General features: G+C 41.9%; 18 protein-coding genes and 1 pseudogene. 11 read left to right on the top strand and 8 right to left on the bottom strand.

All coding sequences use genetic code 11. The features are described from left to right. Positions 1 to 33 precede the first annotated feature (33 nt). Both SYN7509_RS0200140 and SYN7509_RS0200135 read left to right on the top strand, forming a co-directional pair. Positions 34 to 708: a ComF family protein gene (locus SYN7509_RS0200140; protein ID WP_009630094.1), complete on the top strand. Its 675-nt coding sequence runs from the start codon at positions 34 to 36 to the stop codon at positions 706 to 708. A gap of 27 nt (positions 709 to 735) precedes the next feature. Then, on the top strand, positions 736 to 1,194 hold the full coding sequence (locus tag SYN7509_RS0200135) for a PPC domain-containing protein (protein WP_009630093.1): 459 nt from the start codon (positions 736 to 738) through the stop codon (positions 1,192 to 1,194). A 16-nt stretch (positions 1,195 to 1,210) separates the two neighbouring features. On the opposite strand, the gene cobS is transcribed toward SYN7509_RS0200135, so the two are convergent. After that, positions 1,211 to 1,984: an adenosylcobinamide-GDP ribazoletransferase gene (gene cobS, locus SYN7509_RS0200130; RefSeq protein ID WP_038020712.1), complete on the bottom strand. Its 774-nt coding sequence runs from the start codon at positions 1,982 to 1,984 to the stop codon at positions 1,211 to 1,213. Positions 1,985 to 2,349: 365 nt separating this feature from the next. Continuing rightward, positions 2,350 to 2,691: pseudogene (locus tag SYN7509_RS28050) on the bottom strand (IS1 family transposase); the annotation flags it as partial. Positions 2,692 to 3,202: 511 nt separating this feature from the next. On the opposite strand from SYN7509_RS28050, the gene SYN7509_RS24740 reads away from it, so the two are divergent. Beyond that, positions 3,203 to 3,604, top strand: coding sequence for a cupin domain-containing protein (locus SYN7509_RS24740; RefSeq protein ID WP_009630239.1), 402 nt, complete (start codon positions 3,203 to 3,205; stop codon positions 3,602 to 3,604). On the opposite strand, the gene SYN7509_RS0200120 is transcribed toward SYN7509_RS24740, so the two are convergent. Together SYN7509_RS0200120 and gloA are read right to left on the bottom strand one after the other, a co-directional pair. After that, positions 3,601 to 5,094 (bottom strand): iron uptake porin, encoded by a 1,494-nt coding sequence (locus SYN7509_RS0200120; protein ID WP_009630240.1) that lies wholly within the window; start codon positions 5,092 to 5,094, stop codon positions 3,601 to 3,603. The genes SYN7509_RS24740 and SYN7509_RS0200120 overlap by 4 nt on opposite strands. 2 nt (positions 5,095 to 5,096) lie before the next feature. After that, positions 5,097 to 5,528: a lactoylglutathione lyase gene (gene gloA, locus SYN7509_RS0200115; protein WP_009630241.1), complete on the bottom strand. Its 432-nt coding sequence runs from the start codon at positions 5,526 to 5,528 to the stop codon at positions 5,097 to 5,099. 101 nt (positions 5,529 to 5,629) lie between these two features. Between gloA and eno the strand changes: the two genes are divergently transcribed. Then, positions 5,630 to 6,919, top strand: a complete 1,290-nt coding sequence (eno, locus tag SYN7509_RS0200110) for a phosphopyruvate hydratase (RefSeq protein WP_009630242.1) — start codon at positions 5,630 to 5,632, stop codon at positions 6,917 to 6,919. A 54-nt stretch (positions 6,920 to 6,973) separates the two neighbouring features. Beyond that, the gene (locus SYN7509_RS29995) at positions 6,974 to 7,147 is read left to right on the top strand and encodes a hypothetical protein (protein WP_158506126.1); all 174 of its coding nucleotides are present in this window, start codon (positions 6,974 to 6,976) and stop codon (positions 7,145 to 7,147) included. 32 nt (positions 7,148 to 7,179) lie between these two features. Here SYN7509_RS29995 and argC read toward each other — a convergent pair whose 3' ends face one another. Further along, positions 7,180 to 8,238 carry an N-acetyl-gamma-glutamyl-phosphate reductase gene (argC, locus tag SYN7509_RS0200100; RefSeq protein ID WP_009630243.1) on the bottom strand — a complete coding sequence of 353 codons (1,059 nt, stop codon included), beginning with the start codon at positions 8,236 to 8,238 and terminating at the stop codon, positions 7,180 to 7,182. A 306-nt stretch (positions 8,239 to 8,544) separates the two neighbouring features. Between argC and ribBA the strand changes: the two genes are divergently transcribed. Next, complete coding sequence (gene ribBA / locus SYN7509_RS0200095; protein WP_369792294.1) at positions 8,545 to 10,140, top strand: bifunctional 3,4-dihydroxy-2-butanone-4-phosphate synthase/GTP cyclohydrolase II; 1,596 nt, start codon at positions 8,545 to 8,547, stop codon at positions 10,138 to 10,140. A 55-nt stretch (positions 10,141 to 10,195) separates the two neighbouring features. Here ribBA and SYN7509_RS30395 read toward each other — a convergent pair whose 3' ends face one another. Both SYN7509_RS30395 and SYN7509_RS0200085 read right to left on the bottom strand, forming a co-directional pair. Further along, complete coding sequence (locus SYN7509_RS30395) at positions 10,196 to 10,336, bottom strand: hypothetical protein (protein ID WP_009630246.1); 141 nt, start codon at positions 10,334 to 10,336, stop codon at positions 10,196 to 10,198. 58 nt (positions 10,337 to 10,394) lie between these two features. Next, the gene (locus tag SYN7509_RS0200085) at positions 10,395 to 11,492 is read right to left on the bottom strand and encodes a Gfo/Idh/MocA family protein (RefSeq protein ID WP_009630247.1); all 1,098 of its coding nucleotides are present in this window, start codon (positions 11,490 to 11,492) and stop codon (positions 10,395 to 10,397) included. A 347-nt stretch (positions 11,493 to 11,839) separates the two neighbouring features. Here SYN7509_RS0200085 and SYN7509_RS24735 point away from each other — a divergent pair, with 347 nt between their 5' ends. The 5 genes from SYN7509_RS24735 (at position 11,840) to SYN7509_RS30835 (ending at position 13,577) form a co-directional block, all read left to right on the top strand. Further along, complete coding sequence (locus SYN7509_RS24735; protein ID WP_009630248.1) at positions 11,840 to 12,247, top strand: Uma2 family endonuclease; 408 nt, start codon at positions 11,840 to 11,842, stop codon at positions 12,245 to 12,247. A gap of 16 nt (positions 12,248 to 12,263) precedes the next feature. Next, entirely contained in the window at positions 12,264 to 12,560 is a 297-nt protein-coding gene (locus tag SYN7509_RS27405) for a hypothetical protein (RefSeq protein WP_148297899.1), read from the top strand. Positions 12,561 to 12,616: 56 nt separating this feature from the next. Then, a complete protein-coding gene (locus SYN7509_RS30845; protein WP_028954007.1) occupies positions 12,617 to 13,006 on the top strand; it encodes an IS1096 element passenger TnpR family protein in 390 nt (129 codons plus the stop codon). Positions 13,007 to 13,234: 228 nt separating this feature from the next. Beyond that, positions 13,235 to 13,444, top strand: coding sequence for an IS1-like element transposase (locus SYN7509_RS30840; protein ID WP_028954006.1), 210 nt, complete (start codon positions 13,235 to 13,237; stop codon positions 13,442 to 13,444). Position 13,445: 1 nt separating this feature from the next. After that, complete coding sequence (locus tag SYN7509_RS30835; protein WP_369792200.1) at positions 13,446 to 13,577, top strand: IS1 family transposase; 132 nt, start codon at positions 13,446 to 13,448, stop codon at positions 13,575 to 13,577. A 481-nt stretch (positions 13,578 to 14,058) separates the two neighbouring features. Here the strand turns inward: SYN7509_RS30835 and SYN7509_RS0200060 are convergent, their stop codons facing one another. Next, on the bottom strand, positions 14,059 to 15,249 hold the full coding sequence (locus SYN7509_RS0200060) for a family 10 glycosylhydrolase (protein ID WP_009629982.1): 1,191 nt from the start codon (positions 15,247 to 15,249) through the stop codon (positions 14,059 to 14,061). Positions 15,250 to 15,547: the final 298 nt, after the last annotated feature.

Below are 15,547 nucleotides of genomic sequence, written 5' to 3'. Positions count from 1 at the left end.
ATAAAAAAGCAAATTCCATCACAACTGTATCAGATGTCACGATGGACTAGAAATATTCAAGGATTATTAAACTTATTTTTAGAGTCTCGCTGTCCGTTATGCGATCGCTCAACTAATACAGAATTTTGCCTAGACTGTACTAGGCAACTGCAACGTTGTCAATTGACGCATCCTCAACAGAGCGAACAGCAACCATTACCAATATTTGTTTGGGGAAGTTATCAAGGTACGCTCAAACGGGCTATTTCATCCCTCAAATACGAAAATCAACCACAAATAGCTCACCCTTTAGGAATTTGGTTAGCCAAGTCTTGGTTAACTTCGCCTTTGGCGACAAGTCAAGTAATCGTTGTCCCAATTCCTCTACACGCCAACCGCCAAAAACAACGAGGCTACAATCAAGCAGCGCTAATAGCTGAAAGTTTTTGCAGTTGTACAGGTTTAAAATTGCAAAAATCAGGTTTAATGCGCCAAAAAGCTACAGAAGCACAATTTAATTTATCTCCCCAGCAGCGTGAACAAAACTTAAATGGGGCTTTTGAATTGGGAATAGATTTTTGTTACCACCGCCCAAAAATGCCTGTGTTATTAGTAGATGATATTTACACAACGGGAGCAACAGCAAGGGTTGCAGCGCAAACATTACAAAAACAAGGAATTGCTGTATGTGGGATGGTAGCGATCGCCACAAGCCAAGGGCATAATTAAGCATGAATTGTATTTGAGCAACGGTGAATGATTGGCAGTTCTTGTGTATTTAGGTTAAAGCATCTATCGATAATTCCTCCAATATTACTAACACTAGGTATGGGTGGAGGGTATAGCGCGGTAGCTCAAAGCAAGTTATATAATCCTGTGGCTTTACCTCCTAGTAATGAAATTGCCGACAAGCTGACAGAAAGTGATATTCCCACAGGACTTGGAGGCTTTGCCCGCGACTACTTAGTAAAGCTCAATAAAGGTGACAATGTAGCTATCGATTTAACTTCTGATAGTTTTGATGCGATGGTAACGCTGCTATCGACTGATGGGACAACGCTTTCCGAAAATGACGATGGGCCAGACGGTACTACTAATGCTTTATTATTTACCCGTGTTACTACTACAGGAACTTATGTTGTGCGCGTTCGTGCTTTTGGCGAAACGGGGGTAGGAAATTTTAAGCTAAAAGTTACTCGCCTGCGCCCGTCTTGAGCGAAGACAATACTTTTTAACCTACAGTCAATAAGCACAGTAAGAAAGCTTCTGTCCATTCTACTACTGCCCCATAGGTGTCTCCAGTATGACCCCCTAGCCAGTGATAGAACCATGCACCTGTTGAAAAGGCGATCGCACTTCCTCCAACTACGGTAAATAAAGCCAATTTGAGGAGAGTTTTATCAAACAAAACTGCTATGGCACTTACACTTAGTAATAATATCAATCCTGGCAATAGATCCCAGTAAGAAGTAATAGCGTCCTTGTGAAACTTGCCTTTGCCTGTAGGCTTAAGATAAGGATAAAAGGCGATCGCTATTTGTTGTCCCCATCTTCCCCAGCCACAAACCACTATTAATCCTAGCCAGTGCGGGCTGTGTAAGTCTGCTAAAGCCGCAGTTTTAAGTAGTAATAGGGCGATCGCTGCCATTGCCCCAAAAGCCCCCGTAGCACTATCTACCATCACCTCCAGCCGTTTTTGTGGATTTTGTACGGCAAGTCCATCGGCGGCATCCATTACCCCGTCTAAATGCAGTCCTCCCGTGAGCAAGATCCAAAAACCCACGACTAAGGCGCTACTGGTCAATAAGGGCATACCAATTAAGTGCAATCCCCGATCGATTAGCCCTAAAATCCCGCCAATCATTAGCCCAATTAGCGGCGCAAAATAAGCGACGCGCCGAAATTCTAAATTATTGATAGGTAAGGGAATGCAAGTATAAAAAGTAACTGCTCCCATCATTTCTAAGCTCAATTGTTTCCACGAGCAATGTTGATTAATTTGCATATAAATTGCTTGTACTAGGTTGCTCACCGTGGCGATTGCGATTTCATTGTAAGGATTTTTAGTAATTAAGTAATAAAACTGATTTGTATGTTCGCAGAAATTTAATAGTGGAGATGCTTAAGCATTTCCATAACTGGTACTGGTTTAGGTTCGTGCGATCACCAAAAACTCCTTAGACTTGCACGGTGGCTCAATTGTTGTAGAAAATAAAATTGATGTAGGCACAACTATTAGACTTCTTGCAGAAGTCGGTTAAAGGGGAAGAGTTAAAGGGTTTGCAATTTTCCTTTACTCCTTAACCTTTCCCCAGACCTATTGCAAAAAAGACTTTTGCAATAGGTTTATTGGGAGATGTTGATGCTAAATTAAATGGATAGTCCAAACTCGTATCTATTAATAAACAGTTCAATTACCAAATCGTGTATATCAACCGTCTTAGAAAAACAAATTGTTTTCCGAGCTTGACGTTTAATCCGAGTCCGCAGTGTCAAATGCCTGTTTTCTATCTTTTGAGTGTTTTGTTTGCCAATTTTATGCAACTTTTGGTCTAAATGCCGCGAATAAGCTCCCCAAGCATCGGTGTAAAAACGGGTAATTCCAAAGGGTTCTAATAAAGCTTTCCATTGGACAAAAACTTTATCAGAACGTGTCCCAAAAACGTAGGTTAAAACTTTTCCGCTCTTATCAATGGCGTGCCAAAACCACCTCTGATTAGAATTTTTCCAATAATTGGCTTTTGCTGTTTACCATAGCAAAGAGATACATCAACTAACTAAAAATGATAATTAACCTAGAAAATGTAAATAATAATTACCGGAAAAATGGGTCTAAAGCCCCGTTGCTTCAGCACGGCTTTATATTTTCTTTGATTTTTATATTCTCCAATGTGCTATAATATACATACCGCCTAACCGACGGGCAACTTGACTCAACCGAACACGTCCTAGTAGCGTGGTGTCCGGGCAAACGTTGTATACGGTGTAGTACCGATGGGCAGTCGGGAATCGAAAGTGTCTGGGCAATCAGATCGCCGGGGATGTGTAGTTTTTGCATATCTAGGTAGTGGGTGAAACACCAGTAATGGAAATAACCAGAAAAATCTAAATCGTGAGGTTTGGAAGCTCCGCACCTTCAGGTCGGAGAGATGTCACGGTTCTAATTATCCAGAAGAATTTAAACCTGTAGTCGCCGGACGAGTTAAAAAGCGGAAAAAATGCGGTGTGGCTCTGCCTCCCGCATTATTTTTCAAGAAAGCGTTTGGGTAATGCGGCGCTGTTGCAAAATTTTGGGGTAAATTTAGTGGAACTTGCTCCTGGAAGTGCGTCAGCGTTGAGACATTGGCACGATAAACAAGATGAATTTATCTATGTTTTAGCCGGGGAAATTACGCTAGTAACGGATGAGGGAGAGAAAGCTTTAACTGTAGGCGATTGTGCTGGGTTTCCTGCCGGGGTTGTTAATGGACATTGTTTAATTAATCGCAGTCAAGAAATTGTTACTTATTTGGAAATAGGCGATCGCACTTCTGACGATCAGGTAACTTATCCTGACGACGATCTAATCGCCGAACATAGTGCTAGCGGCTGGATTTTTAAGCATAAAGATGGAAAGTTATATTAAAATGCGAAACTCGTCCTTAATGTAGCTTGCCATGTAATACCGTTAGCACTGTCATTATTGGCATTGTCAATTAGCTGCACAATGGGGCTGACACTAAGATTATCGCTCAGTTGCAGTTTATAAAACGCCTCAAAATTGGTTTGAGTAGCATCGCCCAAATCCGCCTCTACAAAGGGTTGTCCGATCGCAATTCCGGTTAAAGTTCCGGGGATCACCAAGTCTCGCCAAGATATTCCTACTGCCCAAGTATGAGGCTGCAAATCTAGGTTTTGGGAAATTGCGGTGTTGAACCCATCGTAATTACCAATCCCAAACCGACCAAAAAATGCTGTAGTGCGGTTAACAGCGTACTCGCCGTTAATGCCAAAAGCTGAAATATCGGTGTTGTCAATTAAGGCTTTGGTGTATTGCAAACGCAGAGCAAAGTTAGATCGGGGTGCGTATTCTAGTTCTACAGTGCCGGAATTGACTTCGCCAAATAATCCCCCTTTACCACTAGCTGTATTGCTATTAGCCGCAATATAGAGACTTCTTAGGGTAAAATCACCGCCGCCAATATTCCAAGCTAACGCCGCTCCCGCACCCCCAGGGCGGTCAATTTGGTTTTGAATGATAAGGGGGTTGTTGAGAAAAAAGCTAGAGCTAAAGTCGCTAGATTCGTCGTTGGCGTAGCGATTGCGATCGATAAAATCTTCGGCGGGCATTTTTGCCCCAACGGTTACTTCTAAATCTTTTTGAGGACGAAAGGTGTAGTACAAACGCCTTAATTGGACATCGCTACTAACTTGTCCGTATTCTAAGCCTCCGCCATCGGCTAATAAGCCTGTAGTACCTAGAAGATTTGGCGATGGATTTTGGACAGAGGAAGTCGCATCGCCGCCATTGTTGCCAGATTCAAGCTGAATAATGAGGCGGCTATTGGGGGTAAAACTTGTTATAAAATTTAAGCGCGTGCGAGCAACAACCGTTGGGTTTGCTTTCCTCCCTTCAGTAAAGGCAAAAATTATCTCTCCTTGCAGTTTGCTGGTAACAGAAAACTGATTAGTTTCTAAATTTGTAACGCGACTATCAATATCATTCAAGCGAGTGCGAAGTTGATTTAGAGGTAAACGGTATTCTAGTTCTAACCGTCGCAAAGTTACTAGGTCTTCTTGATTGACAAAAGTGCCATTATTAATTTGCTCTAACACGCCTTGAAGCGCCGCCGCGAACTCGTAACGGCTTAGAGAGCGATTTCCTCTAAAAGTACCGTCAGGATAGCCAGAAATAGCCCCGTAGCGTTGAATAATCGAGGCTAAGGCAAGATATGCCCAATTTGTCGGCTCAACATCGCTCAGTTCATCTACAGAAGTTATTTGAGCAATTTGGGTGGAATCCAAATCTACAGACTTTTGAGCTTGTACAGGAAAAGCTAAAAACAAAATTGAGTAGTTTATTATTACCCAACCAGTTCCCAGCTTAGTTTTAAAAAATTGGGTTGGAAAATTCATTGCTAGTTATTGGCAACCATTTGAGCGGAAGATGCTTGTTTAGTTCCTTGAGTACCTAATTGAATTAGCTCTACTTTGTACCCGTCTGGATCTTCCACAAAAGCAATCACCGTTGAACCATGTTTCATTGGGCCAGGTTCGCGGACTACTTTACCGCCTTGCGCTTTAATTTGTTCGCAGGTGCTGTAAATATCATCCACTCCCAAGGCGATATGTCCGTAAGCATTGCCTAAATCGTACTTATCTTGACCCCAATTGTGGGTTAGCTCAATGACGCTATGGTCAGATTCATCGCCGTAGCCAACAAAAGCTAGGGTAAATTCGCCCCCTGGGTAATCTTTTTGGCGCAATAACTTCATTCCTAAGAGTTCGCAGTAGAACTTTAAGGAAGCGTCTAAGTTGCCCACGCGGAGCATTGTGTGTAGTAATCGCATTTTGCAACTCCAAATCCTTCATTACATTACATTTTTTATTGTAAAAACGCGATATATTGCATTTCTAGCTGACTGCTGAATTATTTGAGGTGCTATTGAAGATGATGAATACACTAGATACTGCTATTGATAACATTGTTGCTAGAGAAATTCTCGACTCACGAGGTCGTCCCACTGTTGAAGCAGAAGTTCACTTAGTTAGCGGTGTTGTGGGGGTTGCTCAAGTCCCCAGTGGGGCATCTACAGGCAGTTTTGAGGCGCACGAATTGCGAGATGATGACAAAAGCCGTTATGGAGGCAAAGGGGTACTCAAGGCGGTGCAGAACGTCAATGAGGCGATCGCGCCCCAATTGCTAGACATGGATGTGATTAATCAAGAATTAATTGATCGCACAATGATCGCCCTTGATGGATCTGCTAATAAATCTTCTTTGGGTGCAAATGCAATTTTGGCGGTTTCTTTAGCCTCAGCTAAGGCTGGTGCGGAGTATCTGGGATTGCCCCTTTACCGCTATCTGGGTGGCCCTTTAGCCAACTTGTTACCTGTACCGTTGATGAATGTGATTAACGGCGGCGCTCATGCTTCTAATAACGTGGATTTTCAAGAGTTTATGATCGTTCCTGTGGGTGCGTCTTCTTTTCGGGAAGCTTTGCGCTGGGGAGCGGAAATTTTTGCGGCTTTAAGTCAGGTTTTAGATGATAAAGGTTTGCTTACGGGGGTTGGCGATGAGGGTGGTTTTGCTCCTAACTTGGAGTCTAATCAGGCGGCTTTAGAACTGCTGATGATGGCGATCGCCAAAGCGGGTTATAAACCAGGGGAACAAGTAGCATTGGCGCTAGATGTGGCGGCTAGTGAGTTTTACAAAAATGGTCAATATGTATACGATGGTGTACCCCACGCGCCAACGGAATTTATTACTTATTTAGGGCAATTATGCGACTCTTATCCGATAATTTCTATTGAGGATGGTTTGCATGAAGATGATTGGAGTAGTTGGCAGCTTCTTACTCAACAAATCGGTAAGAAAACTCAGCTAGTAGGCGATGATTTGTTTGTAACTAATGCTACTCGTCTACAAAAAGGTATTGACCAATCCGCCGCTAATGCAATTCTAATTAAGCTCAATCAAATTGGTTCTTTGACTGAAACTTTGGAAACGATAGATTTAGCTACCCGCAATAGTTTCCGCTCTATTATCAGCCATCGGTCAGGGGAAACGGAAGATACAACGATCGCGGATCTAGCTGTGGCTACTCGCGCTGGACAAATTAAAACGGGTTCTTTGTGTCGCAGCGAAAGAGTTGCTAAATATAACCGTTTGCTTCGTATTGAGGATCAGTTGGGAAGTCGCGCTATCTATGCGGGGACTGTTGGTTTGGGAGCTAAATAAGTAGTTGCAGTAGGGGCGCAATGTTTTGCGTCCCCACTCTAAGAAAAACCGAATATGGGGGGTCTGCCCCCCAAACCCAATGGCAACAAAGCGGGAAGCAAAGCTACACCGCTTTTTGCCTCCCCATCAGGGGACGAGTTGCCTCCCCCAAACCCCCTGCAAAAGTGTCTTGTCTTTGTGTACGGTAGTTCCGGTGCAATAGACCTCTGTGCGGGTGTATTAAGCTAAAAACGTTGTGATCCACTATTTCAACTTTCAAACTAGGGGTAAAATCCTAGTTTGGGTAATCCTAATGTTTCATCCCAGCCCATCATAATGTTTAAGCACTGAATCGCTTGCCCTGCTTGTCCTTTGATTAAGTTATCTATGGCAGACATGACGATCGCTCTCCCTGTACGCGGGTCTACTTCAATGCCGATGTAACATAGGTTGCTGCCACACGCCCATTTTGTCTGTGGATATACTCCGCTTTCACAGATTGTCACCCACGGGGAGTTACGGTAAAATGCTGTGTAAATTGTCATCAAATCTTCTCTCACTAATCCCGGATCTCTTAAGGTTGCATACACTGTTGCCAATATTCCCCTCACCATTGGCATTAAATGCGGTGTAAATTGAATTGTTACTTCTTGTCCAGCTAAATCGCTGCAAACTTGCTCTATTTCTGGGGTGTGTCGATGACGACCAACTCCGTAAGCTCCTATCGAGTTATCGGCTTCGGCTAATAACATATTCGTCTTGGCTTGTCTCCCTCCCCCCGATGTCCCCGATTTTGCATCTATAATCGCGGTTTCTGGCACGATTAAGCCTTGTTTGAGTAATGGTGAAAGTGCCAATAAACTCGCTGTCGGATAGCACCCCGCACATCCAATTAATTGACTTTCGGCAATCCGATTTCGGTACAATTCTGGTAAGCCATAAACGGCTTTATCGGCGATCGCGCGATCGCTTCTCTCTTTCCCATACCAAGATGTATAGGTGTCTAAGTTTGTAAACCGATAATCTGCCGATAAATCTAGCACTTTACAGCCTTTTTCTATCAATGTCGGTGCTATTTGACACGCCAAACCATTTGGCAATGATAAAAATACTACTTCACAGCGTTCGGCGATTTCTACTGGATCTACTGCCTCAATTTGTCGTTTAACTAAATGTCCTAAATGTGGATACAAATCGGCAAAGGGTTTGCCTGCACTACTGTCACCGCCTAAATAGGTAAGTTCTAACTCTGGGTGATCCATCAACAGCCGCACTAGCTGCACCCCTCCGTATCCCGACGCGCCCACAATTCCCACCGATACGCGCCTTATATCACCCATAATTGTTAACCTTTAGGAGTTTTTACTAAAAAAATTTAACTTTTGCCAAATTCTATATCAGGTTGTGTTTCTATGCGCAAGGTTTTTGCATAAAGATTGTAGAAATGCGATCGCATTATCTCCTTAAACTAGCCACGAATCTCGCCGTTAGTCGAAACAGGCTACAATCAAATTAATCTAAGCTTCAAGAAACTTCACGTTTTACTTTACTTGTAATATTCCGTGCAACAGCCTACAACTGCTTTAAAACAACCATTTCCATTTGATTCCATCGAGGATGCTTTAGCTGACCTTAAAGCTGGGCGGATGCTGGTGGTGGTGGATGATGAGAGCCGGGAAAATGAGGGAGACTTAATTTGTGCCGCTCAATTCGCCACGCCCGATACAATTAATTTTATGGCAGTAGAGGCGCGGGGATTGATTTGTTTAGCCATGACTGGCGAAAGATTAGATGAGCTAGATTTGCCTTTGATGGTGACAAATAACACCGATAGCAATCAAACAGCTTTTACGGTCAGTATTGATGCTTCTCCAGCTTTGGGCGTAACTACAGGTATATCTGCCGAAGATCGCGCCCGGACTATTCAAGTTACGATAAATTCCACTACAAAACCTAGCGATTTACGCCGTCCTGGTCATATTTTCCCGCTCCGAGCGCGAGAAGGCGGAGTTTTAAAACGCGCTGGACATACTGAAGCTGGGGTCGATTTACCGCAATTAGCAGGGTTGTATCCCGCCGGGGTAATTTGTGAAATTCAAAACTCTGATGGCTCAATGGCGCGTCTACCTCAATTAGTTGAGTATGCCAAAGTTCATAAATTAAAAATTATTAGTATTGCAGACTTGATTAGTCATCGTCTCAAATACGAGCGGTTTGTCCGCCGCGAAACTGTAACAAAATTACCTACGCAATTTGGACAGTTTAATATCTATGCTTACCGCAATACCCTAGATAATTCCGAACACGTAGCTGTCGTTAAAGGTGAACTTGAAGACTTTGCTAACAAAACTGTCATGGTGCGGATGCACTCGGAATGTTTGACAGGGGATGCTTTAGGCTCTTTGCGTTGCGATTGTCGAATGCAGTTGCAAGCAGCATTAAAAATGATTGAAAATGCCGGACTTGGTGTTGTAGTTTATTTAAAGCAAGAAGGACGCGGTATTGGACTAATTAATAAGCTAAAAGCCTACTCTTTGCAAGATATGGGTTTAGATACGGTGGAAGCTAACGAACGCTTGGGTTTTCCCGCCGATCTGCGTAATTATGGCGTAGGAGCGCAAATTTTAAACGATTTGGGCGTAGAAAAAATCCGCTTAATTACCAATAATCCCCGCAAAATTGCCGGGTTGAAAGGCTACGGATTGGAAGTAACTGACAGATTACCTTTATTAATCGAAGCCACTGATTACAACTCGATGTATTTGGCTACAAAGGCAGAAAAGTTAGGTCATATGCTATTGCAGACTTACTTAGTTACTGTTGCTTTGCACTGGAAAGATGAGCCATTATCGGTAACAGAACGCTACGATCGCTTAGAGAAATTACGCAATCTAGCACACACATCTGAATTATTATTGCAAGAAGAAGCACGACCTGTGGCGATCGCTTTATTTAGCGAACCCTCAATAACTGTACATTTAGGCTTCGATCAGGCGCACATTGCGGCTATTGATTGGTACAAAAACCCCGATCATCCCTATGTAAAAGCGATCGCCCAAATTTTAGACGATCTCGCTAGCTGGACATTTTTAGCAAAATTCGAGTTTTTAGTTTCTCCTGGAATCGATCCTTTAACCAGCTTGCAGGTTAAGTTAGATCGTCAGGTATTAAGTACAGATAAGCCGCCATCCGCCATTTGCAGCCAGCTAGAAACCCAAAAAATTTATTGCTACGGCTGTTAAAGTCATAACTAAAAAAACCCGCCTCTAGAGACGGGTTTTTTAATGCAAACTGACATTAATTAACTGCGTAAGCCGATTTTAATGCCCAAATAATCAAAACCGCGATCGCGCCTAAAATCAGTACGGTAGAAATCGTCACTGCTTTTGGGGTATCTGCGCCTTTGAACTTCATAATTCCCCGATTCAAGTCAGACATGAGGCTAATCTCCTCTAGTTGTAGATTTCTAGTCCGTCCGCCTTAATTCTAATCGCTTCTACACAGTAACGATGTCACAACTAGGAGAATTAGTATCAATTCCCGATTGTTTCCAAGCACGTCCATCTAAAGCCATCTGCTCAATTAAACTTGCTAGTCTCAGCGCTTTTAATGCTTGTTCTCCCCCTACTGAAGGCTGATTTCCACCCCTTACACAGTTGACAAAATGCTCAAGTTCTGCGTGGAGCGGTTCTATATTGCTGGTGTAAACTTTTTCAATCAAACCATCTTGACGATAAAGCACTTGACCGTAGTCTGTCATGCAATTAGCCGTTGTTTGCCGATGTATCAATATTTCATTATTAAGAAAATCTGCTTCCGTCAACGAGTTTTTGCAATGAGCCGCAATCCGGCGAATTTTGCAATGAGTAACTTTACTAGCCGTAAGGGTTGCTACAATCCCATTCGCAAAGCCCAGAGTAGCTGTAACGTAGTCTAAATATGGGCGTGGTTTGGTATTTGCCGAAAAGTTGACCGATTCAGCCGTACAGGCGCGGCTACCGCTTGCTGTTAACTTCACTACCGGAGAATTGGCTAGTTCTAAGAGTAAATCAATATCATGAATCATTAAGTCTAATACTACCGATACATCATTGGCGCGATCGGAGTAAGGACTCATCCGATGAGCTTCTATCGCCAGCAATTGCTCGGTTTTTAAAACTTTGCTCAGTTCTTGGAAAGCCGGATTAAAGCGTTCAATATGACCTACTTGTAAAATACTCCCAGTCTCAGCAGCAGCATTTACCAATGATTCCGCTTCGGCAATACTAGCAGCAATTGGCTTTTCGATCAAAACATGAATGCCAGCTTCCAAGCAAATCATCCCCACTGAATGATGTAAATAAGTGGGAACTGCAATACATACTGCATCTATATGAGGTAGTAAATCTTGATAGTCTTCAAAAAAACGAACTCGGTACTTACTAGCAGTATCGAGTCCTCTTTCTACATTGATATCCGAAACCCCAATAAGCTCTACATCTTTAAGTAAACTTAGTACGCGGGTATGATGCTGTCCCATATTCCCCACTCCAATCACGCCTACGCGGATTGGTTGAGGCTGATTGCGCCTATCATGAATGTTTGGTTGTGCCATGAATATGCTGTTCTCCACTCCTTTCCTTTCCTCAACCACCAAAGTATAGAAACGCCTTTAAATAGCGTATGCGGTCAATTATCAATACTTAAACGCTTAAATCACCCAAATACTAGCATAAGGCTTCTATTTATAAAGAATCTTAAAGTTTACTTGAAGTTCCTGTAATATGTACTTTTTTATTAAGTGCGATCGCTGTCTATAGTGTTATTTTGACAGCAGCATTTGTGGGCGAGAGAATGTGTCAGTTTTTTGCCCGTCCATTAGCTGGTTTAATTGAGCTAGTGGTACATTGCCTACAAATAAGGTTGCAACTAACAGCTTTGTAAAAGCACAAGGTACTTTTTATGACTACCACTACTAAAAAGCTAAATTTTGCCGAGTTTCTTCAGCAATACCCTGATGGCAAGGGCATTTTTGAGTTAAATGTAGGAAGATTTTTATTATTTGCTTTCGACGATGAAATTAGGCGCAATAATCTTAGCTATATTACTGATAAAGGCATACTAATCAAAACTTCCACCTGTGAGGGGCGAGAACGAGGTAGAAATCCTGATGTTAGTGTAGTTAGCGAGGTAGAGTGGAACTCCAATGTATCATGTTATGCAGCTTTAACTAAGCCGATCCAACTAGCGGTAGAAGTTGTTTCAACCAATTGGGAAGACGATTACATCGATAAATTGGCAGAATATCAGCGTTTAGGCATTGCAGAGTATTGGATTGTGGATTACCCCTCTACTCAAATTGTTTCTTAGGAGAGGGGTAAAACGATTGCCACTGGTCAAAAACCCTGGGAACAGTTTGTTGATATTGAGAAGACTCACGGATGAATTACCTGTCGCATCGTCAAGGTCTTTACTGAACTTAATTGGGGAATTGAAAATCGTTTGCACGCTCGTGAAAGATGTAATTTTTGGAGAAGATGCTGCCCCATTTAGTAACTACAATGCTGCCACCAATTGGTCTATTATCCGCAATATCGCGCGGAGGTCTGGCTATGATTCTCTTACCAAAGCTGAACGATGTCTTGCTCATGATATCGATAAATTATTTTCCCTTCTAGAATGAATTATCTCTGAGCTAAGGCACGGGGTCAGAAATTAGGCAGGCAACCTCGACAAAGAGTGAAAGCAGACCAATTGACTTCCAAGGTATTACTGATAGTGGAGCAAGGTAATTCCTACCGTCAAATTGTGGGGGTATTGCACTTGAGTAAGACGACGGTTAATGAAATTGTTAAACGATATCGACAATCGAATCCTAAGTCTCAAATTGAAATTAAACAACCTAATATGGCAAATCAATTACAATCAAAGGCTAAATCTGTTTATCAACTGAAAATCACGCTTAAAGATTTTAGTCCGCCAATCTGGAGACGGGTACAAGTCAACCGTTACATCACACTAGGAAAATTACATCAGATTATTCAATCATCGATGGGTTGGACGAATTCTCATCTGCATGGATTTTCAATTGGAGGAGTAGAGGGAGATGTTGCAAAAGTGTTGATATGACAACATTCAATTAGGGAAGTAGTAGTATAAATAGTATCAAGATTAGCCATGATTACACAAGTATTGCATTGTCCTTACTGTCAGGGAGTAAATATTGTAAAAAATGGGAAGACTCCTCAAGGGAAGTAACGCTACCAATGTCGCGAACAAGTTTGTGAGGGTTGAACATTCATTTTAAATTATGCTTATCAAGGACAGTCCCGAAAAGTAAAACAACAAATTGTAGACATGGCTCTTAACGGCAGTGGAATTCGAGATACAGCAAGAGTATTGCATATTAGCACTAGCACTGTTATCAAAGAACTAAAAAAACAAACCCAATTGCAACCAGTGGATTTATTAATGTTAAAGCAATCTGATTGCGAATCAATGGTGGTTGATATTTGTGTAGCTAAACTAGACTTGATGACGATTGGGATGGAATCGAAAAAACGATGAAATGTGGAGCTTCGTTGGAAAAAAAGCTAACCAAAGGTGGTTGTGGCACGCTATTGAGCGTCAGAGCAGAAAAGTTTTAGCCTACGTTTTTGGGACACGTTGTGATGAAGTTTTTGTCCAATTGAAAGCTTGATTAGAACCCTTTGAAATTACCCGTTTTTACACCGATAATTGGGGAGCTTATTAACGGTATTTAGAGCAACACTTGCATAAAATTGGCAAACAAAATACTCAAAAGATAGAAAATAAGCATTTGAATTTGCAACTCGAATTAAGCGTTTAGCTCGAAAAACTATTTTTCCCCAAAACAGTTGTCATGCACAATTTAGCGATTGGGATGTTTATTAATAGATACAAATTTGGTCTATCTATTTAACTTTTTACCAACACTTTTACAACACCTCCATTTTTCCTTTAGCTATAATATCAAAAGGACTTTTTGAAAAGGTGCGCGTATAGTTTTGACTGCTCCGCAATGTTTTTATAAGAGAGGGCGGTATGCCGACCACTGCCCAAATAAATTTACTTGCAAGCAACTACCCAACCTTAACCGCAATACTCCAATCTGGTTGAGAAGAATTACCAAAACTGCTGTGCGATCGCCATAAATTACTTTATCTAGTAGCCCGCAACGCTAGAGAAGGAAACAGCGCTTGAAAACCCGATTGTCTTTGAGCAACAGTTTCTGAAGCGTGATTCCACAAACTTTCGTAGTAAAAGAAACAAACACCTAAACCACGTTGTTTTGCAGCCCGTGCTTGCAGCCCAATTTGCCTAATGGATACGGGACGATTTCTTAACCCGGCAATAATTCCAATTGCTGTAGGAATTTTTTGCTGTGCTTCTTGAATTTCGGGACGGGTAATTTTGGCAATAAAACTTGGTACATCGGGGCGATAAACTTGCACAATCAATTCATCAACAATATTTAACCGTACCCAATCAAGCCAATCTTGCAAATGCAACCTGTAAGCTGCATCGTAAGGTGCGGGAGCTACAGAGAAAATTAAATTAGGTCGGATAGCTTTAACCGATTGATGGAGTTGCACCATAAAAGCTGTAATTTTATCGGCTCTCCATCGCGTCCAGGCTGGATCTTGAGGATTCGCTGGGGGTGGAAGCTGAGTTTCTTGGGTATATAAGGCGATCGTATATTTATCGTAGCCAAACTCATTGGGCAAACTCATATGATCGTCAAACTGAATGCCATCAACATTGTATTTGCTGACAATTTCTATAACTAAATCGCTAATAAGTTTCTGTACTTGAGGATGAAAAGGATTGAGCCACAATACTTCCCCCGCCGCACTAATGGACGTTTGGCTACCATCGCGGCGTTGCGTGAGCCATTGAGGATGGGCGATCGCTAGTTCTGAGGTTGGAGGAGCCATAAACCCAAATTCAAACCAAGGAATCGTTAACAACTGCTGGCGATGAGCTTGATTTGTCACATCCGCTAAAATATCATGCCCGTCAAAGCCTTTGTAGACAAAAGGTTGAATGCCGTTACGCTTGGCTACGAGGCTTTCATACATTACATAGCCAGAATTCCACACTACAGGATAAACGGTGTTGAAATTCAGCCGCCGTAGTTGCTGCATCGCCTCTAGCACTTTGGCGCGATCGCGCAGGATATTTTTATCATTAGCCGTCATCCATACACCGCGAATTTCTGGACGGGTTGTTTGCGCTACAGAGCTTGCACTACCAAATAGTAATAGTCCTATTAACAAACCTAAAAATAGCCATGACAGCCGCCGCCAAAGCGATCGCCGCCAGTAATTAAAAGTAAAATTTACGATCATCAAATTGTGTAATAAACAGCCTAAAGGTAAAGGGCTACTTATTTGTGTTTTATAAGTACATATAAGTCTATGATTATTTTTTTCAAATTGGTTGTAAAAGATGATTTTTTGGCAAATTTTTACAATTAAGTAAATTTACGGTTTTACAATTATCTAATTATGATGTAGCCATTTTGCCGCGCTGCGTTAATAGTTTTCAGTATTTCAACACCTTCATTTTTTTTCATAGTCTTTGCTTTTGTTTTTTTATCCATAATCGAAAATAAATTAGCTTTTATTTTTCAGCAATTATTAGACT

Origin of the sequence: Synechocystis sp. PCC 7509 (assembly GCF_000332075.2) — a bacterium.
Taxonomy (GTDB): Bacteria; Cyanobacteriota; Cyanobacteriia; order Cyanobacteriales; family Chroococcidiopsidaceae; genus Aliterella.
The sequence above is the reverse complement of the archived record's forward strand: the minus strand, read 5'-3'. Positions and strand labels throughout refer to the sequence as shown.